This window comes from Rhizobium leucaenae USDA 9039 (assembly GCF_000426285.1).
In the GTDB taxonomy this organism is placed as follows: Bacteria; Pseudomonadota; Alphaproteobacteria; order Rhizobiales; family Rhizobiaceae; genus Rhizobium; species Rhizobium leucaenae.
Genome location: NZ_AUFB01000001.1, coordinates 225119 through 249624, shown reverse-complemented (window position 1 = coordinate 249624; position 24506 = coordinate 225119). Strand labels below are relative to the sequence as shown.

The following is a 24506-nucleotide window of genomic DNA, read 5'->3' as shown; positions in this document are numbered from 1 at the left end:
CTGATATTCTTGGTTTGCTCGTAGCGGGTCCATAGTTGGTCGATGTCGATCCAGCCGTTCTTATTGCGCCATATCTCGACCGGATGACCCTACCATGTCTTGTGTGCGAATGCCTACTAGAGCCACATCGAGCGATTTGGTCGGCAAAACCAACTGAAATCAGGCTCTGGATAGAGGGGGAAGCTTTGCTCGGGCTGACCGCCTGTGCCCAGTGTCGAACTGCCGGGCAGCAGATCCAGATCAAGTTCTGATCGGGTCGTTAAGCGAAACGTGATCACTTCCTCAAATGGTAGGACGATTTCGGTCTATCGGAAATGGTTCCCAACCGTTTAGATGGCGAGGATTGAAAGGCGGATTCGGAGCAATTTGTGAATGACTGATATTTCCGCGCGCAAACGAGGGCAGGGGGCCCAGGCTTCCAGCTCGCGGCCGCTGCAGATTGCCCTGCTCGTGGCCGGCGCATTTTTCATGGAAAACCTGGACGGCACCGTCATCGCCACCGCCTTGCCGCAGATGGCCGTTTCCTTCGGCGCCCGTCCGGTCGATCTCAATATCGGCATGAGCGCCTATCTGCTGACGCTCGGCGTCTTCATTCCGATCAGCGGCTGGATCAGCGACCGGTTCGGTGCCCGCCTGGTTTTCACCACCGCTGTCGTCGTCTTCACCTTGGCCTCCGTTCTCTGTGGCTTTGCCAATGGTGTCGGCTCCTTTGTCGCCATGCGCATCCTGCAAGGCATTGGCGGAGCAATGATGGTGCCGGTCGGCCGCCTCCTGGTTCTCAACAATACGCCGAAGGATCGATTGATCTCGGCAATCGCGACCATCACCTGGCCGGCGCTCGTGGCACCCATTCTTGGGCCGCCGCTTGGCGGCTTCATAACCGATCATGCGAGCTGGCGCTGGATCTTCTTCTTCAATCTGCCGCTCGGAATCGTGGCGTTTATCTTTGCTCTCATGCTGATCCCGGAGACCAAGGCTGCCGCCCGGCCGCCCTTCGATTGGACAGGCTTCGTCATTAGCGGCCTCGGGCTCGCGAGCCTGATGTATGGTCTGGAGCTGATCGGCCGTCCCGATCCGGTTTGGCTGGAAGCCTGGGGTTATGTTGCCGTCGGTGGCGTGTTGCTTGCGGGCGCCACCTTCCATTTTCTGCGAACCGATCATCCGCTGATCGATCTAGTGGGGCTGAAACAACAGACTTTCGCCATCACCATCTCCGGCGGCTCGCTGTTCCGCATCGCCATTGGCGCCGTGCCTTTCCTGCTGCCATTGATGTTTCAGGTCGGCTTCGGGCTCAGCGCCTTTCATGCCGGTATGCTCACTCTAGCGGTCTTTGCCGGCAATCTGGCGATGAAACCGGGCACGACGCCGATCCTCAGGCGCTTCGGCTTCAAGCCGGTGTTGGTGGTCAACGGCATCCTCAATGCCATTTTCATCGCCGCCTGCGCGCTGTTTTCGGCTGACACGCCGCTCTGGTTCATCATCCCGGTGCTGTTCATCGGCGGCATGTGCCGCTCGATGCATTTCACGGCGCTGAACACTATTGCCTTTGCCGATATTCCGCCGCAGCAGATGACGGGAGCAAACACCCTGTTCAGCACGGCCTTTCAGGTAACCATGGGGATGGGGATCGCTGTCGGTGCCATCGGCATCCGCATCGGCCAGGCCATCAGCGCGCCGCTCGGCATAGACGGGATCACTGCGATCGAATTTCGCCTGGCTTTCATCATGCTTGGAATTATAGCCCTGCTTGCCGTTCTCGACTGCCTGCCACTCGATGCGAAGGCCGGCGACAACGTCTCGCGCAGGCCGAAACCGAGCGCGAAAAAGGCGGCCTGATCGGTCGCCTTGGCAGAAAAGGGCAGGTGGCATGCATCGGCGTTCGGCGGCTCAATAAGGATAGTGAATAAGGTTATAGCGCAAGAGTACGGCAGGCACTGCGATCAAAAGGAGAAGAAGCACTGCTATGCTTGCGGCACGCAACATTTTTAAGCGGCGCGTGCGCTGACCGGTCCAGTCATATACCATTTACACGTCCTCCCATTTCGTGCGTGTTAAAAGGCAATAAAATCAAGCCCTAGTCAATACTCATAATAGAATGACCTTTAACAAGCGCCACCTAATGCATTGGATTATTGGAGGGTTCGTTCTATATGGAGATATCTGCCTCCCATTTTCGCAGGAAGATCGTTTTGTGACGAGCGTCACGGCGATATAACTATCCAGAGTATCCCCGCGGCTGCGCGGGGATGGGAATTTGCCGTCCGAACAGAGGAAAGACGCTATGAGCAAGGTGCGTGCCCTGGTACTGGAGCGTCAGCATGAGCTGGCGCTGCGCGATATCGACCTGCCGCAAGAGGTCGGGCAGGGTGAGGTGAAGATCAAGATTCATACGGTCGGGGTCTGTGGCTCGGACGTGCATTATTATACGCATGGACGCATCGGCCCCTTTATCGTGAATGCCCCGATGGTGCTCGGCCATGAGGCCGCCGGCACGGTGGTCGAAGTCGGCGTCGGTGTCACGCATTTAAAGGTCGGCGATCGCGTTTGCATGGAACCCGGTGTTCCCGACCCCAATTCCAAAGCCAGCCGCCTTGGCATGTACAATGTCGATCCCGCCGTCACCTTTTGGGCGACGCCGCCGATCCACGGCGTGCTGACGCCCTTCGTCGTGCATCCGGCCAATTATACTTTCAAGCTGCCGGACAATGTCAGCTTTGCCGAAGGCGCGATGGTCGAGCCTTTCGCGGTTGGCATGCAGGCGGCCACGAAGGCGAAGATCACGCCTGGCGATACCGCCGTCGTGCTTGGAGCCGGCCCGATCGGCACCATGGTCGCCATCGCCGCACTTGCCGGCGGCTGCGCCCGCGCCATCGTTGCCGATCTTGCCCAGCCGAAGCTCGACATTGCCGCGCAGTATCAGGGCGTGATCCCGGTCAATATCCGCGAGAAGAACCTGATCGAAGAGGTCAGGCGTCTGACGGATGACTGGGGCGCGGATGTCGTGTTCGAGTGTTCCGGTTCACCGAAGGCGTGGGAGACGGTGATGGAATTGCCGCGCCCGGGCGGGGTCATCGTCGCCGTCGGTCTGCCGGTGGCGCCGGTCGGATTCGATGTCTCGACCGCATCGACCAAGGAAATCCGCATCGAGACCGTCTTCCGATACGCGCATCAATATGAGCGATCCATCGCGCTCATCGCGTCCGGCCGTGTCGATCTGAAGCCGCTGATTTCCGAAACCTTCAAATTCGAGCAGTCGATCGAAGCCTTCGACCGGGCCGTGGAGGCACGGCCGAGCGACGTCAAGCTGCAGATCGTCCTGGATCAGTAAGCATCTGCTTTCGCCGCCGCGCTCCGCAAAGGCGCGGCGGTTTGCATTTAAGCGTCGCATGATCTGTCTGAAAACACCGTCGCCGTTCGGGATCGCGCCCGCACTGGTAGACGTCCCCGCAAGAGCGATGCTAGCTTAGGATCGAATATAGGGAACGAGGCGGTAAAGCCTGAAAGCGGGAAGGGCCACCGTGCCGCACGATGTCGCATTGATAGCACTGATTGCCGCCGGTTTCGTGTTTGCGGCCATTTTCGGCTATCTCGCCGACCGGCTGCATCTGCCGCCGCTCGTCGGATACCTCGTCGCCGGTGTCATGATCGGCTCGTCGACGCCAGGTTTTGTCGCCGATACCGCTCTTGCGTCGCAGCTTGCCGAGATTGGCGTCATCCTCCTGATGTTCGGCGTTGGTCTGCATTTTTCGGCGGCTGATCTGCTGGCGGTGCGCGGGGTCGCTATCCCCGGTGCCATCGGCCAAATTGCCATTGCGGCTCTCTTGGGGATCGGCCTCACCTCCCTGTGGGGCTGGAGCATCGGGGCGGGCCTGGTCTTCGGCTTGAGCCTTGCGGTCGCCAGTACCGTCGTGCTGCTGAAGGCGCTGGAAGAGCGCAATCTGGTCAGTTCCGCCAATGGCCGCGTCGCCGTCGGCTGGCTGATCGTCGAGGATTTGGCGATGGTACTGGCGCTCGTGCTGTTGCCGGCCTTTGCCGGCGTTCTTGGCGGCAATGCCGATGCGGGCGCTCACGCAAGCACTGGGCCGATCGGCCTGACCATAGGCATCACCCTCATCAAGGTGGCGGCGTTTGCGGCCGTCGCGATCTTCATCGGTCCGAAGATCGTTCCCTGGCTGCTGACCTCCGTCGCACGGACGGGCTCACGCGAGCTCTTCACGCTTTCCGTTCTTGCTATCGCGCTCGGCATCGCTTTCGGGGCGGCGGAGATATTCGGCGTTTCCTTCGCGCTCGGCGCCTTCTTCGCCGGCCTGATCATGAGTGAGTCCCATCTCAGCCATCGGGCTGCGGCGGATTCCCTGCCGTTGCAGAATGCCTTTTCGGTATTGTTCTTCGTTTCCGTCGGCATGCTCTTCGATCCGTCGGTGCTGGTGCGTGAACCGCTGATGGTCCTCGGGGTGCTCGCCCTCATCATTCTCGGCAAGTCGCTGATTGCTTTCTGCGTCGTGCTGCTGTTGCGTTACCCCGCCAGCATGGGTTTTGCCGTCGCCGCAGGACTTGCGCAGATCGGCGAATTTTCCTTCATACTGGCCGGTCTCGGCGTGTCGCTGGGCCTGTTGCCGCGCGAAGGGCAGGATCTGATCCTTGCCTGCGCCATTCTGTCGATTACGGTCAATCCGCTGGTTTTTCTTGGCAGCGAGCGGCTGGAGAAATTGGTCTTTTCCCGATGGCCGGTGCGCATGGCCGGCCATGGTGCGGCCAAGCACGACCGCCTCTGCCGTGACCTGGCGGTCATCAGCCTGCAGCGCGAGGAGAGGGACCGCCAGCATCACCTTGAGATCGAGCAGTTGATCGACACGTTTCCGATGTTCGCCGATCTCGACGACAATGCCCAAGAGGAACTTCTGCTGCTTTTCCGGCCAAGGTCGGCATCGCCGGGCGATCGTGTCATCCGCACCGGCGACCGGGGTGACAGCATGTATTTCATCGCGTCCGGCGCGGTCGAGGTGCAGCTCGAAGACGACGAAATTCCGCTCGGCGCCGGCGCTTTCTTCGGCGAGATGGCGGTCTTGACCGGCGCACGCCGCACCGCCGACGTGGTGGCGGTCGATTTTTGTCAATTCCTGGTTCTGGAACGCCGAGACTTCAATCTCTTCATGTCCCGCCATCCGAGCTTGCGTGCCGCCGTCAGTAGCATGGCACAGGAGCGGCAGGAGATGAATGTGTCGCGCCAAAGACGGGATCAATCGCTGGACGCGGGTTGATCGCTATCGCCGCTGCAGCCAGGCCTTAGATACGCGGCAGGCCATCGTATAGGCCGGATCGAAAACATTGCCGACGTCATAACGCACGACTTGGCCAAGCAAATGGCTGGCGGCAGTCTTGTCGAGTCCGTAGTCGGAGGCCAGCCACCGAAGCATTTCGCTGGTCGCATGCTGTAGCGCCTGATCGAGCGGCCGGGCATTGCCGATTGTAAAAATGTCATCTGCGGTTTCGCCGCGCGGCCATATGATCTTCTTCTTTTCGACGCTGAGCCGCACGGTCACTTCGAAGGTGGTCTCGATGCCGGTGCCGACGATCTCACCGTCGCCCTGCACGGCATGGCAATCGCCAAGAAAGAAGAGGGCACCCGGCGCCGAAACAGGAAACCAGATCGTCGTGCCGGGTCCGAGCAGCCTGTAGTCCATATTGCCGCCGAATTCGCCGCTGGTGGCAGTGGATATGGCCTGGCCGAGGGAAGGGGCGACGCCGAAGCAGCCGATCATTGGCGTCAGCGGCAGCACGAAAGACTCAAGACCTGCGACCGGCTCGGCAAGCCGGGCCGATAGCGCCTGACGATCGATTTGCCAATTTGCCCTGTTGCCCGGCGGCAGCGTCCGCACGTCTTCCGGCTCGACGACATTGCCGGCAACGACGCTTCGGGTAAAGCCCGTGTCGCGCGTCGGGACCATGCCGAGGATCTCGACTTTCAGTGAATCGCCGCGCTCCGCGCCTTCGACAAAAATCGGTCCGTTCATCGGATTCGGGCCCGAGGCCCGCTGGATGCCGCCCTTGTCATAGCCGGCGGCATCAAGCGTTTCGGTGATGACCGTATCACCATCGGCGATGTGCAAAGCCGGGGGAAGGGAGCCGATAACGTTGTGATAGGCCGTCGGGGTAAAGCGATGCGTTGCCATGGAGCGTCAGCCTTATCCTAAAATTTGGTTCGCCCACCCTATGCCGCCCTTGGCCCTGAGGAAAAGAGTGAAATGGCCCCAGCGGCAAATTGTCGGCGCTTGACTTAGTCTCTCCCTTTGCGCGCTTGTCGCTGGAGCCAGCCCTCGGGGTTCTCCTTCAACCATAAGCAGCTTTGTGTTACGACATTCCAGGCGGGATTTGAGTTGGCGTGCGGGGGAATGGACATTTCGAATTCTCTCATTCTTCGGAACATAAGGAAACTTTCCGGCTCGATGATCAAGCAGTCGATCCGAAGGCGAATCGTAGCGATCGCTGCCGGCTTGATCATCCTCATGATCGCAACTTCGGTACTGTCGATGATGATGGTTGGGCGGCTCGGCCATCTGCTCGATGAGCTGACGGCAAGGTACAATCCGGCCAACGAGCATTTGACGCGGATCCATGTTCTGTCGCTTGAAAGAGCTCTCGCGCTCCGTCGCATGGTGATTGCAAAGATGCAGGAGCCGCCCGACGAGGCGGGATATACGGCTCGCAAGCAACTATACGACGCCAAAAACGCCGAAATCGACCGTGAGGCGCAGGCAGCGCGCGAACTCATCAACGCGATCATCGCAGATAGCGATACACCCTCGGACAATGCGGCGCTGGCACGTATCGAGAGCCGAATCGACGGTCTGCTGAGTGACGGTCGCAGCCTTCTGCGTCAGGAGACTGGGGAATTACTTTCACGCCTTGCTGCACGGGACTTTGCCGGCGCGAGAGACCGCCTTCCGCGGGTCGACGCACTCCGTGACGAATTCGATCAAAAGATCGACGCCCTTCGGGAGGAGATGCTGAAAGTGAGCTACGGCGCCATCACCACGATCAGGGCAGAGCAGTCTCAGGCGGTTCTGATCTCAGCCATCGCTACGCTGCTTGCTGCGGTCCTCGGATTGATTTTCGCCAATCTTGTCAGCGGTGGCATCATTCGCTCGGTCCGCCAACTTCTGGAGGGTACGCGGGCTGTCGAGGCCGGTCATCTCGATCAATCGATCGATGTCACGACGCGCGACGAAATTGGAGAGCTGGCGGCCGCCTTCAACCGGATGGTCGTGCAATTGCGCGACAACCAGCGCGTCAGGGAGACTTTTGGCAAATACATTGATCCCCGCGTGGTGGAAGGTCTCATCGATCGCCCAAATCTGACTGCCGCCGAAGGTCAGCGCCGGTTCATGACGGTGCTATTCTGCGACCTGAGGGGATTTACGAGCCTGAGCGAAGGCTTGGTGCCGCAAGGTCTGGTCCGGATCATGAACCGCTATTTTTCCCTCATGTCCGAACCGATCCGGGCCAACCGGGGGATCATCGATAAATATGTCGGCGACGGCATCATGGCCTATTGGGGACCTCCGTTCGTCGACGAGGCCGAGCACGCGCGATTTGCATGTCTGGCTGCACTGGAAATGATTGAGCGCATCGAGACGCTGCGTCGGGAAATCCCCGACTTGCTGGGCGTCCGCGGTACGCCGATGGAAAAATGCGATTTGCGGATAGGCGTCGCGACGGGTGAGGCCTTGGTCGGAAGTATCGGCTCCGACATCATGATGAGTTATACGGTGATGGGCGATGTGGTAAATCTCGCCTCGCGCCTGGAGGGCGCGAACAAGGTTTATGGCACCCGCAACCTAGTCAGCGAGAAAACGATCGCTGAGGCGGGTAGCGCACTCGAGTTTCGGGAAATCGACCGGATCATGGTCGCAGGCCAAACCCGACCGGAAGTCGTTTTTGAAGTGCTTGGACGCAATGGTGAACTGACGCCGGAGCGGCTGGCATTACGGGACTTCTATCGCGAAGGGCTTGCAGCATATCACGAACGGCGATGGGACGATGCGCTTCGCACATTCAAGGCGTCGCTGGAGATCATACCGGACGACGGACCGTCGTTGACGCTGCTGGCTCGCATCGAAAGCCTGAAGGCAAACCCGCCATCCCAAGATTGGGATGGGTCTTGGCGTATTGAAAAATAGAATGTACCCGGCTACAATTGAAAAGTTGATAACGTATCTTATGGAACTAAAAACCACTCTTATATTTCATAGGGTTATGGAAACAGACCCAGGATCGACTTCTTACGATCCTGTGCATTCGCGCAAAGAGATGCACCCGAAATATTTTTGAACAAACGGCCGCTTTCCCGTCATCGTTGAGCGAAAATTGCGCCGTGATTTGGGGTTCTTCTCAGACCGGTTTCAACGGTGAAAAAGAGTCCGAGATGACTGCAGAGATTTTAAGGTTCATCCAGAGCAAGGTTCTATATCTGGTAGTCGCAGGCGCAGGGTTGGGTGCATCCTGGTGGATTGGCGCAGGAGATATAGAGGCGGCCCGCCCCTTGCCGCAGGTGCCGGCCGTCGTCGCTGCCGACGTAGGAAACATCCGACCTACGAAGGATGATCTCCTGGCTATAGGTCCGCAGCAGGCGCAATCGGATACCTCTAAGACGGCCGCCGCTTCGACGCCGATAAACCTTCCGATCCCGACGATCATCAGGACGGCTTCCGAGGTTGCGACAAAAGCAACTTCGAAACGGCGCATCGCGACGCCCACTTTTGAATCATGCCTACCAGTATGCGAAAGCCGTGATCCGCTGCTAGCATCTTCCAGCGAAGTTTCGTACACGGAGCCCGCCGATGAGTACGATACTGCCGAAGTCATCGTTGAGCCGCGCAGACCGATCATGGCGTCGATCATGAACGGCAGCGAAGTCTTCGCTGCCAATGTGGAGGCCGCGGCGTTGGGAGCATATCGGAAAGGCCAGTCGGCATTGAAGGTCGTGGTGGACCCTCTGCGATAGTCGCGAGTGCCGCACCCCACCGCTCAGGATCAAAATGTTTCGCCTTGAAGAACAGTGCAGTTTCGAACAGATCATCAAGAAGAGCAGGTTTCGCGCGGCCGCAATCCCTGTCGACAGCGAGGAGACAGCGAAGCTTGCTCTTCAAACCATAACCGCGGCGACGGGGGCCAATCACAATTGCTGGGCTTGGCGCATCGGACGAGCCTACCGTTTCTCGGACGATGGTGAGCCGAGCGGTACGGCAGGAAAGCCGATATTGGCGGCAATCGACGGGCAATCCGTCGATTGTGTGCTTCTGGTGGTTTCCCGGTGGTTCGGCGGCGTGCTGCTCGGGACGGGAGGGCTCATGCGAGCATACGGCGGTACCGCCGCAGCCTGCCTGAGAGCAGCAACGCTCACTGCTTTCACACCAATGATCTCCGGACAGGTGAAGATTCAGTTTGCCGATTTGGCTCTCGTAAAGGCTCGCGTTGCATCGCTCGACCAGGTTCGCATTGTCGAACAACATTTCACTGACGACGGTTGCGACGCGGTTGTCCAGCTCCCCCAAGAGGCCGTCCAAGCCGTCGCACAGCTTATAAATGACCTTACCAACGGGCGCTCGGCGCTTCGCACCGACGATTGATCCAGCACCGATCGGGGCGAGGATTTGGAGCCATCCGCGGTTATCTCGTCGTCAACGGAGATGACAGGTAAATCCGGCCTGGAAAGCACGTGTGCCGATTTCCACTCCTGGCTTGGGGCCGATCAAAACTTCCATCAGGTGACGATGCTGACCGGTCGGCCTTTATAAGATTTTTATATCTTTCCCTCTCCCGCCGTCTCGAACCTTAATGCTGTTCGGCCGCATATTGATCTCCGAGATATCCGCAAGATGATCTCCTCGCCAGGAAGAAACGAAGGCGCCTTCTTCGAAGGAGTCGTCAGTCTATTTCGGCGCTCAACAAGAACAACTAGGGATCAACGATCGATGATGGACATTCTTCTTATCGGGATCGGTGTTTTGTTTTTCATCCTGTGCATCGCTTACACCAAAGCCTGCGATAGCCTTTAGTCGGAGAGACACCAATGCTCCTGGATTACATTCTCGGCGGCGGCGTGACCCTCTTTCTCACCGCCTACCTGATCTACGCTCTCATTCGCCCTGAGCGCTTCTAATCCCATAGCGCCGGGTTAGGGAAAGTTACCCTCATGACCTTCAATGGATGGCTTCAGATCCTGATTTATATCGGGATCCTCCTTCTGCTCGTCAAACCGCTCGGCGGTTACATGACGCGTGTTTTCACGGGCGAGCGCACAATCCTTGCTTACGCCCTCGGTCCCTTGGAACGGGGGCTTTATCGCATTGCTGGAACGGATGAGCGTGAGGAGCAGCACTGGACGACCTATTCGATCTCCATGCTGCTGTTCAGCCTCGCCGGCTTTTTTGTGTTGTATTTCCTGCAGCGGTTTCAGGCGAGCCTGCCTTATAATCCCGCCGGCATGGCCTCGATCGGCCCGGAGTTGTCATTCAATAATGCCACCAGCTTCGTGACCAATACGAACTGGCAGAACTATGGCGGCGAAAGCACGATGTCCTATCTCGTGCAGATGGCCGGCTTTACCGTCCAGAACTTCGTCTCCGCTGCAACCGGCATTGCAATCGCCATTGCGCTCATCCGCGCCTTCTCGCGCGCTTCCGGCAAGGCGATCGGAAGTTTCTGGGTCGATCTGACAAGAGCGACGCTCTACATCCTGCTTCCTGCCTGCATCGTCATGACGCTGGTCTTCGTCTATCTCGGCGTGCCGCAGACGCTTGGCCCCTATGTCAACGCCACGACGCTCGAAGGCGCACAGCAGACGATCGCCGTCGGTCCGGTTGCGTCACAGCTTGCAATCAAGATGCTCGGCACCAATGGCGGTGGCTTCTTCAACGCCAACTCCGCCCACCCCTTCGAAAATCCGGATGCGATCTCCAACCTCATCCAGATGCTGGCGATCTTTGCGATCGGTGCGGCGCTCACCAACGTCTTTGGGCGCATGGTCGGCAATCAGCGCCAGGGCTGGGCCATTCTCGGCGCGATGGGCGTTCTCTTCATCGCAGGCGTCGTCGTCACCTATTGGGCCGAAGCTGCCGGCAATCCGCTGGTGCATGCGCTCGGCATCCAGGGCGGCAATATGGAAGGCAAGGAAGTCCGCTTCGGCATCACGCTGTCGTCCCTGTTCGCGATCATCACCACGGCGGCGTCCTGCGGCGCGGTCAATGCCATGCATGATAGCTTCACGGCGATTGGCGGCATGATCCCCTTGATCAACCTGCAGCTCGGCGAAGTCATCGTCGGTGGCGTTGGCGCCGGTTTCTACGGCATCCTGATGTTCGTCATCATCGCCATCTTCGTTGCCGGCCTGATGGTTGGGCGCACGCCGGAATATCTCGGCAAGAAGATCGAGGCCAAGGAAGTGAAGATGGCGATGCTTGCCGTGCTTTGCCTGCCCGCTGGCATGCTGATCTTCACCGCCATCGCCTCCGTGCTGCCGACCGCCGTCGCCTCCATCGGCAATCCCGGTCCGCACGGCTTCTCGGAAATCCTCTACGCCTACAGCTCGGCAGCCGCCAACAACGGCTCGGCCTTCGGCGGCCTTTCCGGCAATACGCCCTGGTACAACATCACGCTCGGCATCGTCATGCTGATCGGCCGCTTCCTGGTCATCGTTCCGGCGCTCGCCATTGCCGGCTCGCTGATCGCCAAGAAGACGGTCCCGGCCTCGGCCGGCACCTTCCCGACGGATGGGCCGCTGTTCGTCGGCCTGCTAGTCGGCACCATCCTGATCGTCGGCGGGCTGACCTTCTTCCCGGCGCTTGCCCTCGGTCCGATCGTCGAACATCTGGCGATGATCGGCGGCCAGGCCTTCTAAGGAACGACTGTGATGTCGCAGCCTAAACTCGTCAGGCTTCGAAAGCTCATCGATCCACGCCCCTTTGATAGGGGGCGTGGCCCGGCCCGGATCGCCTGCGCTTCCGATGCCATCCTGGTTGCGATGGTCACGCTGTTCCCTGGCCTTGTCGCCTTCAGATTTTTACTGGGCTGATCGGACGATCCCGATCCGCCGTTCCCTCTTCACGCTGGAGTCTCTTATGAGCCAGTTAAAATCCGCGAGTATTTTGGATTCTCGCATCCTCGTTCCGGCCGTGGGCGCCGCTTTCAAGAAGCTGAATCCACGAAAGCTTGCCAAGAACCCCGTCATGTTCGTGGTGGCCGTCGTATCGATGCTCACCACCGTCCTCTTCCTGCGCGATCTTTTGACTGGCGGCGGCAATCTCGGCTTCTCCCTCCAGATCAATATCTGGCTCTGGTTCACCGTGTTGTTTGCCAATTTCGCCGAAGCCGTCGCGGAAGGCCGCGGCAAGGCGCAGGCCGAGTCGCTGCGCAAATCGCGCACCGAAACCCAGGCCAAGCTTCTGACTGGCAATAGCCGGACCGATTACAAGATGGTGCCTGGCACCAGCCTGAAGGTCGGCGACGTCGTGCTGGTCGAAGCCGGCGACATCATCCCTTCCGATGGCGAAGTGATCGAGGGCGTCGCTTCGGTCAATGAAGCGGCTATCACCGGTGAATCGGCCCCTGTCATCCGTGAATCCGGTGGCGACCGCTCCGCTGTCACCGGCGGGACACAGGTGCTGTCGGATGAGATCCGCGTCCGCATCACCGCTGCCGCCGGCTCGACCTTCATCGACCGCATGATCGCGCTTGTCGAAGGTGCGGAGCGTCAGAAGACGCCGAACGAGATCGCGCTTAACATCCTGCTTGCCGGCATGACGTTGATCTTTGTGCTGGCCACGGTGACGATCCCGAGCTTTGCTGCCTATGCCGGCGGCTCGATCCCCACCGTCGTTCTGGTGGCGCTGTTCGTGACGCTGATCCCGACCACGATCGGCGCGTTGCTCTCGGCGATCGGCATTGCCGGCATGGACCGACTGGTACGCTTCAACGTGCTCGCCATGTCCGGCCGGGCAGTCGAAGCAGCAGGCGACGTCGACACGCTGCTGCTCGACAAGACCGGTACGATTACCCTCGGCAACCGCCAGGCCACCTCCTTCCGCCCAGTCAAAGGCGTGACGGAGCAGGATCTGGCCGACGCGGCGCAGCTCGCGTCGCTCGCTGACGAGACGCCGGAGGGGCGATCGATCGTCGTGCTTGCCAAGGAGAAATACGCGATCCGTGGCCGCGACATGACCAGCCTGAAGGCTACCTTCGTGCCATTCACCGCCCAGACCCGCATGAGCGGTGTCGATCTTGAAGGATCTTCCATCCGCAAGGGCGCGGTGGATGCGGTGCTGGCCTACGTCAACGGCAGCGCTGCTCCGGCCTCAGACGCCGGTGCCACCGTCATATCGCGCACCAGCAGCGAGACGATCCGCGACCTGCAGACGATATCGGACGAAATCTCCAAGGCCGGCGGCACGCCGCTTGCCGTTGCCCGCGACGGTCGCCTGCTCGGCGTCATCCAACTCAAGGACATCGTCAAGGGCGGCATCCGCGAGCGCTTTGCAGAGTTGCGCCGCATGGGCATCCGCACCGTGATGATCACCGGCGATAACCCGCTGACGGCCGCCGCCATCGCTGCGGAAGCCGGCGTGGATGATTTTCTCGCCCAGGCAACGCCGGAAATGAAGCTGGCGCTGATGCGCGAGGAGCAGTCGAAGGGCAAGCTTGTCGCCATGTGCGGCGACGGCACCAACGATGCCCCGGCGCTTGCCCAGGCCGACGTTGGCGTCGCCATGAATACCGGCACGGTCGCCGCCCGTGAGGCCGGCAACATGGTCGACCTCGACAGCGATCCGACGAAGCTCATCGAAATCGTGGAGATCGGCAAGCAGTTGCTGATGACCCGCGGCGCGCTGACCACCTTCTCGATCGCCAACGACATCGCCAAATACTTCGCCATCATCCCGGCGATGTTCATCGCCTTCTATCCGCAACTCAAGATGCTGAACGTCATGGGGCTGGCAACGCCGCAAAGCGCCATTCTTTCAGCGATCATCTTCAACGCGCTGATCATCATTGCCCTGATCCCGCTGTCGCTGAAAGGCGTTCGCTATCGCCCGATCGGTGCTGGCGCCCTGCTCAGCCGCAACCTTTTGATCTACGGCCTCGGCGGCATCGTCGTGCCCTTCATCGGCATCAAGGCCATCGACATGGCGGTCACCGCCATGGGCCTCGCCTAAGGAGTCCTTGTCATGCTCAAACAAATCAGACCGGCCATCGTCATGATCGTCGTCACCACCGCCGTCACCGGCCTCCTCTATCCCATCGCCATGACAGGCGCTGCCCAAGCACTGTTCCCTCACCAGGCGAATGGCAGCCTGGTGGAGAAGGACGGCAAGGTGATCGGCTCGACGCTCATCGGTCAGAATTTCACCGCCGACCGCTACTTCCATGGCCGCCCCTCGGCCGCCGGCACGAACGGTTATGATGCATCGTCTTCCGGCGGCTCCAATTTTGGTCCCACCAGCCAGAAGATGCTCGACCGTATCAAGGGCGACGTCGCGACGTTGCAGGCTCAGAACCCGAATATGCCGGTTCCGATCGACATGGTCACCACGTCAGGCAGCGGTCTCGATCCGGATATTTCGCCTGACGATGCCTACTTCCAGATCCCGCGCGTCGCCAAGGCGCGGAGCATGGATGAGGCCAAGGTCCGCACGATCGTCGATGCCGCCGTCGAGCCGCGCGAACTCGGCGTTCTCGGCGAGCCTGTGGTCAACGTGCTGGCATTGAACCAAGCGCTTGATGCTTCTATGACTCAATAAGTTGAAGAGGTTGAGGCGGTTGCCTCTGTCTCAACCTCATCAGGAAAGACGACCTACGAATGGTAGACGACAGCCGCGACATGTTGAGCAGGCCCTCGCCCGACGCGCTTCTGGAGAAGGCTCGGCAGGAAACGCGCGGCCGGCTGAAGATCTTTCTCGGCGCTGCGCCGGGCGTCGGCAAGACCTATGAAATGTTGATATCCGGCAAGGCCAAGATTGCCGACGGCGTCGATGTCGTCGTCGGCGTGGTCGAGACTCATGGCCGGCAGGAGACGCAGGCTTTGCTCGGTGGCTTCGAGATCATTCCCCGCGTCCATGTCGACTATAAGGGTCGCGTGCTGGACGAGATGGACCTCGATGCTATCCTGAAGCGTCGGCCTGGCCTGGTGCTGGTCGATGAGCTCGCCCACACCAATGCGCATGGCAGCCGCCATCCGAAGCGTTATCTGGACGTCATGGAGCTGCTCGATCGCGGCATCGACGTCTATACGACGCTGAATATTCAGCATGTGGAAAGCCTGAACGACGTCGTCTCACAAATCACCCGCGTGCGTGTACGCGAAACCGTACCGGATTCGATCATCGATTTGGCGGACGATGTCGAGATCATCGACCTGACGCCCGACGACCTGATCAAGCGCCTGCATGACGGCAAGGTCTATATATCGAAAACGGCCGAGCGAGCGCTGACCAACTATTTCACCCCCGGCAATCTGACGGCGCTGCGCGAGCTGGCACTGAGGCGGACGGCGCAGCGGGTCGATGACCAGCTTCTGACCCATATGCAGGCGCATGCGATCCCCGGCCCCTGGGCGGCGGGCGAGCGCGTGCTGGTCTCCATTGATCATCATCCGCGCTCGGCTTTGCTGGTGCGCTACGCCGCCCGTATGGCCTCGCGCCTGCGCGCGCCTTGGGCGGCCGTTTATGTCGAGACCAGTCGCTCGATCAATCTGACGGAAGCGCAGCGCGATACCATCGCCGCGACGCTCCGGCTCGCCGAGCAACTGGGCGGCGAAGCCATCACCATTCCCGGCCGCGAAGTTGCCGAGGAACTGCTCCGCCATTCGGCAAGCAACAATGTCACCCACATCGTCATAGGCTCGCCGAAGATCGGCTCCTGGCGGGATTGGTCCAAGCGCTCGGTCTCCTACGAATTGATCCGCAAGGCCGGCGACATCAGTGTTCACGTCATTTCCGGCAACGACGCGGAAGGCTCGGCGGCAAGCCGCGGCGTTAGGGCAGCTCCCTCGCCTGCCCCGTTCCAGTTGCGCGGCTATGTCCTGGCAACACTCTACGTCGCCGTCGCTCTTGGCTTCTGCGTCATTCTCGACCAGGTGCTTGACGTTCGCAATCTGGCGCTGGTGTTCTTGATGGCGGTGCTGGCTTCGGCCGTTACGCAAGGCTTGCGGCCGGCGCTTTATTCCTGCCTTCTCGGCGCGCTCTGTTTCAACTTCTTTTTCCTGACGCCGCGATACACGTTGACGATCAGCGATCCGGAAAGCGTGCTCGCCTTTTTCTTCTTCCTCGGCGTCGCCATCGTCGCCAGCAATCTGACCGCAACCGTGCAAAGGCAGGCCGCCGCCGCGCGCCAGCGGGCGCGCACGACCGAGGATCTTTATCTGTTCTCGAAGAAGCTAGCCGGCACCGGTACGCTCGACGACGTGCTCTGGGCGACGGCCTTCCAGCTCGCATCGATGCTGAAGGTGCGCGTGGTGCTGCTGCTGCCGGAGGATGGCACGATTGCCGTGAAGGCCGGCTATCCGCCTGACGATACGCTCGACGATGCCGATATTGCCGCCGCGCGCTGGGCCTGGGAACATAACCATGCCGCCGGTCGCGGCGCCGATACGCTGCCGGGTGCAAAGCGCCTTTATGTGCCGCTGCGCACCGGCCGCACGGCCGTTGGTGTCATCGGCCTCGACAGCGACCGCCGCGATGGTCCGCTCTTAACGCCGGAACAGCAGCGCCTTCTCGATGCGCTGGCCGATCAGGCCGCGCTTGCCATCGAGCGCGTGCAACTGGTGGCCGATGTCGACCGCGCCAAATTGGCCGTCGAGGCCGACCGGCTGCGCTCCGCCTTGCTGACCTCGATTTCGCACGACCTCAAGACCCCGCTCGCTGCGATCCTCGGGGCTGCGGGCACCCTGCGGGATTATCTGGAATCCCTGCCGCACGAGGACCGCGTCGATCTTCTGTCGACGGTGATCGATGAATCCGAGCGCCTGAACCGCTTCATCGCCAATCTGCTCGACATGACCAAGATCGAATCCGGCGCGATGGAGCCGAATTTCGCTCTGCATTATGCCGGCGATATTGCCGGCAGCGCACTTCGGCGCGGGGCGAAGATCCTCGCCCATCATCGCGTCGACGTGCAGATTCCGGCCGATCTGCCGATGGTGCGGGTCGATCCCGTGCTCTTCGAGCAGGTGCTGTTCAATCTGCTCGACAATGCCGCCAAATATGCGCCCGAGGAGTCCACCATCCGCCTGGAGGCCTGGGCCGATGTCGATAACCTCATCTTCCGTGTGATGGACGAAGGCTCAGGCATTTCGCCCGCCGATCTCGAACGGGTCTTCGATATCTTCTATCGCGTACGCAAGGGGGACCAGGTGCGGGCCGGCACCGGCCTCGGCCTTTCTATCTGCCGTGGCTTCATCGAGGCCATGGGCGGCACGATCACGGCAGGCAATCGGACGGACCGCCAAGGTGCGGTCTTCACCATTCGCCTGCCGAAACCAACGGATGTCCCCAAGCTGGATGAACTGAAATGAACACGACCGCCGTTAAGATACTCGTTGTCGATGACGAGCCGCCGATCCGTAAATTACTGCGCGTCGGCCTCAGTGCCCAAGGCTATGCCGTCAACGAAGCTCAGAACGCCGCGGCGGCCCGGCTCTCCGTGGAGGAAGATAAGCCAGATCTGATCGTGCTCGACCTCGGCTTGCCCGATAAGCCGGGCCATGACTTGCTGCAGGAATGGCGCGAAGACGGATTGCAGGTGCCGGTCGTCATTCTATCGAGCCGCACCGACGAGGCCGGTATCGTCAAGGCGCTGGAAACTGGTGCCGACGACTATGTCACCAAGCCTTTCGGCATGAACGAACTGGGCGCACGCATCCGTGTCGCGCTTCGTCATCGTCTGCAGCAACAAGGTGAAAAAGCAATCTTCCAAACCGGCGGCCTGTCGATCGACCTCGTCAAACGCATCGTCAAGGTCGACGGCAAAGACGTGAAACTTTCGCCGAAGGAATACGATATCCTGCGGGTGCTGGCGCAGCATGCCGGCAAGGTGCTGACGCATCAGTTCCTGTTGAAGCAGGTCTGGGGTCCGGCGGCGGATGTGCAGTATCTGCGCGTCTATGTCCGTCAGCTCCGGCAGAAGGTCGAACAGATCCCGGATCAGCCGCAATACATCACCACGGAGACCGGCGTCGGCTATCGCCTGCGGGAGCCGGAATGAAGCGGTGATCTATGGTTCGCATGATCGCCAGCCTTGTGAGCGCCCGCGGTGCGAAGCCATGCCGAAACTACCGATATCCGACCATAAGAGTGACCATGGACCTTTCTCCCATCATCCTGCCTGAGCATGTCTTCGTCGGGCTCTCGGCGCCGTCCAAGTGGCGAGCCTTGCAGATATTGTCCTCAAAAGCGGCTCATTGTCTCGGCCTCGACGAAGGCGCTGTGCTGCGGGCACTGGAGGCTCGGGAGAAGCTCGGAACGACCGGCATCGGTAACGGCATCGCCGTTCCGCATGCGGCAATCGGGGGAATGACGAGACCGCGCGGGCTGATGGTCCGTTTCGGCCATCCCGTCGATTTCGAAGCGATCGACGACGTTCCGACGGACCTTGCCTTCGTCCTGCTCTTCGCGGAAAATGGCCGCAGCGAATATCTGAACGTGCTCTCCGCCATAGCCCGGCGGCTCAGAACGGAAGGCGTATTGACCGCCATGCGCCAGGCAAAAAATGCCGGCGAACTCTATTCCGTTTTCACGTCCGACTCGATCGGCTGATGCGCTACCGGTGAGCCAGGACCCAATTGCGAGAATGCGATTTCACTTTGCTTGATTCTATGGGATGCCGTTCTATGTAATCGCCTCCAGCAGGAACAATCTTCGTTACTTTATACGACCAAGTTGATAGAGTTAAGGAACAACGAAGGAGGTCACCATGCAGACGATCAAGCTTTCGCGGCTTCTCGCCGCCGCAGTTCTCATCGGCAGTTTTTCGCTCTCAGCGGTAGTGCCGACATGGGCCGCGGATACGACGCTTCTCAACGTTTCCTACGATCCGACGCGCGAATTATATAAGGATTTCAACGAAGCCTTTGCTGCAAAGTGGAAGAAGGATACGGGGGAAAGCCTCAAGATCAAGGCTTCGCATGGCGGCTCCGGCGCCCAGGCCCGCTCGGTGATCGACGGCCTCGACGCAGATGTCGTGACGCTGGCACTGCAAGGCGACATTGACGCCATTGCCAAGGCGACGAAGAAGATTCCCGCCGACTGGAAGACCAAGTTCCCGAACAACAGCGTCCCCTATACCTCGACCATCGTCTTCCTGGTGCGCAAGGGCAATCCGAAGGGCATCAGGGACTGGTCGGACCTGATAAAGAATGATGTCCAGGTGGTCACGCCGAACCCTAAGACCTCAGGCGGCGCTCGCTGGAACATCCTGGCAGCCTGGTCCTGGGCCAAGCAGGCAAACGGCGGTGATGACGCCAAGGCGCAGGAATACGTCACCCAATTGCTGAAGCACGTGCCGGTGCTCGATACCGGTGCTCGCGGCGCGACGACGACGTTCGTTCAGCGCGGTCTCGGCGACGTTCTGCTTGCCTGGGAAAACGAGGCCTATCTTTCGCTCGAAGAACTCGGCCCTGATAAATTCGAGATCGTGACGCCCTCCGTCTCGATCCGCGCTGACCCACCGGTCGCTGTTGTCGATGGCAATGTCGACACCAAGGGCACTCGCCAGGTTGCCGAAGCTTACCTGAACTATCTCTATTCCGACGAGGGCCAGAAGATTGCCGCCAAGCACTATTACCGGCCGATCAAGCCGGAAGCGGCCGACGCGAAGGATATTGCGCGGTTCCCGAGTTTGAAGCTGGCAACGATTGACGATTTCGGCGGATGGTCCCAAGCTCAGCCGAAGTTCTTCGATGATGGTGGGATCTTCGATCAGATGTACAAGCCGGGGCAATAATTCTGAATGCATGTAGTAACCCGCAAAAGGTGGCGGTTTAGGCAGCCGAGTGTCATTCCGGGCTTCGGATTGGCGCTCGGCGTTACCTTGACTTGGCTTATCCTGATCGTTCTCATCCCGCTCTCGGGATTGTTGTGGAAGAGCAGCTCTCTTGGCTGGTCGAAATTTTGGGCCCTCGCGCTTGATGTCCGCACGCTCTACGCCCTTCGCATGAGCTTCGGCGGCGCGTTTATCGCCGCCATCATCAATGCGGTGTTCGGCCTGATCCTTGCCTGGGTGCTGGTGCGCTACCGTTTTCCCGGCAAGCGCATTATCGACGCCATGGTCGACCTGCCTTTCGCCTTGCCGACGGCCGTCGCCGGCATCGCGCTGACGACGCTCTATGCGCCGAACGGCTGGATCGGGCAGTTCCTGGAGCCGCTCGGCATCAAGATCGCTTTCACGCCTGCGGGCATCATCATCGCGCTGATCTTCGTGGGTCTGCCTTTCGTCGTGCGTACGGCACAGCCGGTGATGGAAGAGATCGACCGTGAGGTGGAAGAAGCTGCGGCGACACTTGGTGCAAATCGTTTCCAGACGATCACCCGCGTGTTGTTGCCTGGCCTTGCGCCCGCGGCGCTGACCGGTTTTGCTCTCGCTTTTGCGCGCGCGGCCGGCGAATACGGTTCGGTGATCTTCATCGCCGGCAACAAGCCCTACGTCTCCGAAATCGCGCCATTGCTCATCGTCATCCGGCTTGAGGAATATAATTACGCTGCGGCGACGGCGATCGCGACTATGATGCTGATCATCTCCTTCATCATGTTGCTGGTCATCAATCTCATTCAAGCCTGGAGCAGAAGGAGATACGGCTATGGCGCATGATGCCGTTTCCGCCTCCGACACGGTTCATTCCGTCATTACCGAGAGCAGGTTTGCGCGATTGATTTTCGTCGCCATCTCGCTCGCCTTCCTGGCATTGATGGTGCTGATGCCGCTTGCTGCCGTCTTTGTCGAAGCATTCCGCAAGGGTGTTGAAGAGTTCTTTAGCGCCTTGGTGGATGAGGAGACCTTCGCGGCGATCCGGCTGACGCTGATCGTCGCCGGCATCAGCGTGCCGCTGAACCTCGTCTGTGGTGTGGCGGCTGCCTGGGCGCTCGCCAAATTCGAGTTCAAGGGCAAGGCGTTCCTGACGACGCTGATCGATTTGCCGTTCTCCGTATCGCCGGTCATTTCGGGCCTGGTCTTCGTGCTGCTGTTCAGCTCGAACAGCGCGCTCGGCCCTTGGCTGCAAAGCCACGGGATTCAGATCCTGTTTGCGGTTCCTGGCCTTGTGCTCGCCACGATGTTCGTCACCTTCCCCTTCGTAGCCCGCGAATTGATCCCGCTGATGCAGGAACAGGGAAATGCGGATGAAGAAGCGGCATTGTCGCTTGGCGCCAATGGCTGGCAAACCTTCTGGCACGTCACATTGCCGAACATCAAATGGGGCCTGCTTTACGGCGTTCTCCTCTGCAATGCCCGCGCCATGGGCGAGTTTGGCGCCGTGTCTGTCGTCTCCGGCCACATTCGCGGCGAGACCAACACCATGCCGTTGCAGGTCGAGATTCTCTACAACGAATATAATTTCTCGGGCGCTTTCGCGGTTGCTACGCTTCTCGCTTTGCTCGCCTTGGTCACACTTGCACTGAAGACCCTGCTGGAAATGCGCTACAGCGAAGAGATCGCAGCCAGCCGGCGTCACTGAAGGAATTGTTGATGGAAGTTCGCGTTCAAAACCTGCGCAAGGAATTCGGCCGCTTTCCCGCGCTGCATAATGTCTCTCTGGATATCCGCTCCAGTGAACTTATCGCACTCCTCGGCCCCTCCGGCTCGGGCAAGACGACGCTGTTGCGTTTGATCGCCGGATTGGAGTCGCCGACCGACGGCCGGATTTTCTTCGGCGATGAAGATGCGTCGAAGAAGACGGTACAGCAGCGCAATATCGGCTTCGTGTTTCAGCACTACGCGCTGTTTCGCCATATGACGGTATTGGACAATATCGGCTTCGGACTGAAGGTACGGACGGCGTCGCGCCGCCCTCCCCGCGCCGAAATCCATCGCCGCGCCCTCGAACTGCTTGAATTGGTGCAGCTTAGCGGCCTCGAAAAGCGCTATCCGGCGCAATTGTCCGGCGGTCAGCGGCAGCGCGTGGCGCTCGCCCGCGCCATGGCGGTCGAGCCGAACGTACTGCTCTTGGACGAGCCTTTCGGCGCGCTCGATGCGCAAGTCCGCAAAGACTTGCGCAAGTGGTTGCGCGAAATTCATGATCGAACCGGCCACACCACCGTTTTTGTCACCCACGATCAGGAGGAGGCGCTGGAACTGGCCGACCGTGTCGTCGTGCTCAACAAGGGCGCGATCGAACAGGTCGGGACGCCGGATGAGATCTACGATACGCCGAATTCGCCCTTCGTCTACGGCTTCATCGGCCAGTCCAACCGCGTAAAGGTGCGCATTTCCAACGGTGAAATCTGGTTCGAAGATCGGCCCCTCGGCCTCAGCGCACTGCGTGAGCCCGATGGCGGGGCCTACCTCCATTTTCGCCCACACGATATCGAGCTCCGTGATGGCGACAGTGGCTGCATCGCCGGACTGCTGACATCCAGCCGCCGCGTTGCCGGCACTCGCCATCTCGAAATGAATATCGGTGCCCATCATGAGCCTATCGAAATCGAGCTGCCGCCGGACAAAGCCGGCGCGCTTGACCGCAATCGCATCGCTTTCAGGCCGACGCGCTGGAGATTGTTTCGGAACGGCGACTGAGGCTTTGCAAGCGGATCGCCATTCCGGCCATTGCTGACCTCCTCAACCTTAATCTTCCGGATGGCCGGCTGCGGCAAAGCCGCCGCCCTGATAGATGACGGCCGGATCACTCGGGTCTTCCGGCGAGGCGTTCGCCAGAACTTCGGTGCGCCAAGGCGAGGAACTGTCCTGCGGCTTCCAGCCGAGGAAGGCAGCGTTGCGATTGTCCCACCATTGTTCGTCGTTATCGGAGGCGCCGTAAACGATCGTATGCCCGAGTCGAGGAGTCTCGAAGGCGCGATCACAAAGCGTCATCAGATCGCGGGCGCTTAGCCATGTCGCGAGCATGCGCGGATTGCGCGGCTCCGGAAAGCAGGAGCCGATGCGTACCGACAAGGTCTCCTGCCCGAACTTATCGAAATAGAGGCTCGCCAAGGCTTCGCCGTAGACCTTCGAGACACCGTAAAGCGAATCGGGGCGAGTGGGTACGCTATTGTCGATACGCTCATCGCGCCGATAGTAGCCGATCGTATGATTGGAGCTCGCAAAAATGATGCGCGGCTTGCCGGCGGCGCGGGCCGCTTCATAAAGATTGTAGAGGCCGACAATGTTGCCCTGCACGATAAGGTCGAAGGGCTTTTCCAGGGAAATGCCGCCAAGATGGATAATGCCGTCGACACCTTTGACCAGGGCCTCGACGCCGCTGCGGTCAGCAAGATCGCAAGCAATGAAGCGCTCGTTTGGACGCAGATCGTCGATCGGCGCAATATCCGAGAGCACGATAGTCTCGGCGACCTGCGAAAGAAGTGGCCGCAGCGCTTGCCCAACGCCCCCGGCAGCACCGGTCATCAACAGAGTCTTCAGCATGGTTTTCTCCCATATCGGTATCATCGAGACGGAACTTATAATATGGGCTTCCGTTCGTCATCATATATCTGTAATCTCAATACTCGAAACTTGGGGACGTTGGAATGCCGCGGAATGCAGCGATAAAGGCAAGGGAGCGTAGCGAACGGCCGGCCGGCCGGCGTAATCTCGTTGATATCGTCGGCCAACAACTGCGCCAGGAGATCCTTGGCGGCGTTTTAAAGCCTGGTGAAAAACTGCCGAGCGAAAGCGGCCTCACCGACCGATACAAGGTCAGTCGCACCGTTATCCGCGAAGCAATCGCCTCGATGCGCGCCGATGGTTTGGTCGAGGCGCGCCACGGCGTCGGCGTCTTCGTCAGTCACGCAAGACCCTTCCCCGTCGCAGGCTTGCTGAACAGCGATTCAGGTCGAATCTCGTCCATCATCGAAATGCTGGAATTGCGCGCCGCCGTGGAAACCGAGGCCGCCGGCCTCGCCGCCGCCCGCCGTTCCCCCGCACAAGACGAGGCGATTATCGAGCGCTTCGAGGATATCGATCGCGCCATGGAGCGCGGCGTTGCGACGTCGGAGGCGGATTTCGAGTTTCATCTCGCGATCGCCGACGCAACCAACAATCCGCGTTTTCGCGAGTTTCTGGAACTGACCGGCAAGAGGGCAATTCCCCGCTCCTTCCTGCAGGACCAAGCGGACGAGATCGCGTCCGCCGACTATCTGGCAGGAATCCAAACAGAACATCGGCACATCGCGGAAGCCATATCGGATCGCGATGAACACGGCGCACGCGAGGCGATGCGATTGCATCTGAAGGGCAGTCAGCAGCGATATCGCAGCCTGATCCGAAGAAACTCTTGAATGTAGATATATGATAACAGATTGACTGTT

General features: G+C 59.9%; 20 protein-coding genes. 18 read left to right on the top strand and 2 right to left on the bottom strand.

Annotation, left to right across the window (positions count from 1 at the left end):
- Nucleotides 1-372 precede the first annotated feature (372 nt).
- The 3 genes from K290_RS0101125 to K290_RS0101115 all read left to right on the top strand — a co-directional run bounded on the left by K290_RS0101125 (nucleotide 373) and on the right by K290_RS0101115 (nucleotide 5261).
- Complete coding sequence (locus tag K290_RS0101125) at nucleotides 373-1836, top strand: MFS transporter (RefSeq protein WP_028750160.1); 1464 nt, start codon at nucleotides 373-375, stop codon at nucleotides 1834-1836.
- Nucleotides 1837-2281: 445 nt separating this feature from the next.
- Nucleotides 2282-3328 (top strand): NAD(P)-dependent alcohol dehydrogenase, encoded by a 1047-nt coding sequence (locus K290_RS0101120; protein ID WP_028750159.1) that lies wholly within the window; start codon nucleotides 2282-2284, stop codon nucleotides 3326-3328.
- 190 nt (nucleotides 3329-3518) lie between these two features.
- Entirely contained in the window at nucleotides 3519-5261 is a 1743-nt protein-coding gene (locus tag K290_RS0101115; protein WP_028750158.1) for a cation:proton antiporter domain-containing protein, read from the top strand.
- Between the two features lie 3 nt (nucleotides 5262-5264).
- On the opposite strand, the gene K290_RS0101110 is transcribed toward K290_RS0101115, so the two are convergent.
- Nucleotides 5265-6173, bottom strand: a complete 909-nt coding sequence (locus K290_RS0101110) for an acetamidase/formamidase family protein (RefSeq protein WP_028750157.1) — start codon at nucleotides 6171-6173, stop codon at nucleotides 5265-5267.
- A gap of 273 nt (nucleotides 6174-6446) precedes the next feature.
- Here K290_RS0101110 and K290_RS0101105 point away from each other — a divergent pair, with 273 nt between their 5' ends.
- From K290_RS0101105 to K290_RS0101030, 14 genes are all read left to right on the top strand, one after another.
- On the top strand, nucleotides 6447-8180 hold the full coding sequence (locus tag K290_RS0101105; RefSeq protein WP_028750156.1) for an adenylate/guanylate cyclase domain-containing protein: 1734 nt from the start codon (nucleotides 6447-6449) through the stop codon (nucleotides 8178-8180).
- A 194-nt stretch (nucleotides 8181-8374) separates the two neighbouring features.
- Complete coding sequence (locus K290_RS0101100; RefSeq protein ID WP_154668527.1) at nucleotides 8375-9004, top strand: hypothetical protein; 630 nt, start codon at nucleotides 8375-8377, stop codon at nucleotides 9002-9004.
- Between the two features lie 34 nt (nucleotides 9005-9038).
- A complete protein-coding gene (locus tag K290_RS0101095) occupies nucleotides 9039-9629 on the top strand; it encodes an IMPACT family protein (RefSeq protein ID WP_028750154.1) in 591 nt (196 codons plus the stop codon).
- Nucleotides 9630-10072: 443 nt separating this feature from the next.
- On the top strand, nucleotides 10073-10162 hold the full coding sequence (gene kdpF, locus K290_RS33615; protein ID WP_034509905.1) for a K(+)-transporting ATPase subunit F: 90 nt from the start codon (nucleotides 10073-10075) through the stop codon (nucleotides 10160-10162).
- Nucleotides 10163-10195: 33 nt separating this feature from the next.
- The gene (gene kdpA, locus K290_RS0101080; protein ID WP_028750153.1) at nucleotides 10196-11899 is read left to right on the top strand and encodes a potassium-transporting ATPase subunit KdpA; all 1704 of its coding nucleotides are present in this window, start codon (nucleotides 10196-10198) and stop codon (nucleotides 11897-11899) included.
- Between the two features lie 220 nt (nucleotides 11900-12119).
- Nucleotides 12120-14210 (top strand): potassium-transporting ATPase subunit KdpB, encoded by a 2091-nt coding sequence (gene kdpB / locus K290_RS0101070; protein WP_028750152.1) that lies wholly within the window; start codon nucleotides 12120-12122, stop codon nucleotides 14208-14210.
- A 12-nt stretch (nucleotides 14211-14222) separates the two neighbouring features.
- Nucleotides 14223-14795, top strand: coding sequence for a potassium-transporting ATPase subunit KdpC (gene kdpC / locus K290_RS0101065; protein WP_028750151.1), 573 nt, complete (start codon nucleotides 14223-14225; stop codon nucleotides 14793-14795).
- A 59-nt stretch (nucleotides 14796-14854) separates the two neighbouring features.
- The gene (locus tag K290_RS0101060; RefSeq protein WP_028750150.1) at nucleotides 14855-17566 is read left to right on the top strand and encodes a sensor histidine kinase; all 2712 of its coding nucleotides are present in this window, start codon (nucleotides 14855-14857) and stop codon (nucleotides 17564-17566) included.
- Complete coding sequence (locus K290_RS0101055) at nucleotides 17563-18255, top strand: response regulator transcription factor (RefSeq protein ID WP_028750149.1); 693 nt, start codon at nucleotides 17563-17565, stop codon at nucleotides 18253-18255. Before K290_RS0101060 ends, K290_RS0101055 begins: the two co-directional genes overlap by 4 nt.
- A gap of 95 nt (nucleotides 18256-18350) precedes the next feature.
- Nucleotides 18351-18806 (top strand): PTS sugar transporter subunit IIA, encoded by a 456-nt coding sequence (locus K290_RS0101050; protein WP_028750148.1) that lies wholly within the window; start codon nucleotides 18351-18353, stop codon nucleotides 18804-18806.
- A 157-nt stretch (nucleotides 18807-18963) separates the two neighbouring features.
- Nucleotides 18964-19992, top strand: a complete 1029-nt coding sequence (locus K290_RS0101045) for a sulfate ABC transporter substrate-binding protein (RefSeq protein ID WP_028750147.1) — start codon at nucleotides 18964-18966, stop codon at nucleotides 19990-19992.
- Between the two features lie 6 nt (nucleotides 19993-19998).
- On the top strand, nucleotides 19999-20856 hold the full coding sequence (gene cysT / locus K290_RS0101040; protein ID WP_028750146.1) for a sulfate ABC transporter permease subunit CysT: 858 nt from the start codon (nucleotides 19999-20001) through the stop codon (nucleotides 20854-20856).
- Nucleotides 20846-21718 (top strand): sulfate ABC transporter permease subunit CysW, encoded by an 873-nt coding sequence (gene cysW / locus K290_RS0101035; RefSeq protein ID WP_028750145.1) that lies wholly within the window; start codon nucleotides 20846-20848, stop codon nucleotides 21716-21718. Before cysT ends, cysW begins: the two co-directional genes overlap by 11 nt.
- Nucleotides 21719-21729: 11 nt before the next feature.
- Nucleotides 21730-22776: a sulfate/molybdate ABC transporter ATP-binding protein gene (locus K290_RS0101030; RefSeq protein WP_028750144.1), complete on the top strand. Its 1047-nt coding sequence runs from the start codon at nucleotides 21730-21732 to the stop codon at nucleotides 22774-22776.
- A gap of 48 nt (nucleotides 22777-22824) precedes the next feature.
- On the opposite strand, the gene K290_RS0101025 is transcribed toward K290_RS0101030, so the two are convergent.
- On the bottom strand, nucleotides 22825-23622 hold the full coding sequence (locus tag K290_RS0101025) for an NAD-dependent epimerase/dehydratase family protein (protein WP_028750143.1): 798 nt from the start codon (nucleotides 23620-23622) through the stop codon (nucleotides 22825-22827).
- A gap of 104 nt (nucleotides 23623-23726) precedes the next feature.
- On the opposite strand from K290_RS0101025, the gene K290_RS0101020 reads away from it, so the two are divergent.
- Nucleotides 23727-24476 carry a FadR/GntR family transcriptional regulator gene (locus K290_RS0101020; protein ID WP_037134604.1) on the top strand — a complete coding sequence of 250 codons (750 nt, stop codon included), beginning with the start codon at nucleotides 23727-23729 and terminating at the stop codon, nucleotides 24474-24476.
- Nucleotides 24477-24506 lie beyond the last annotated feature (30 nt).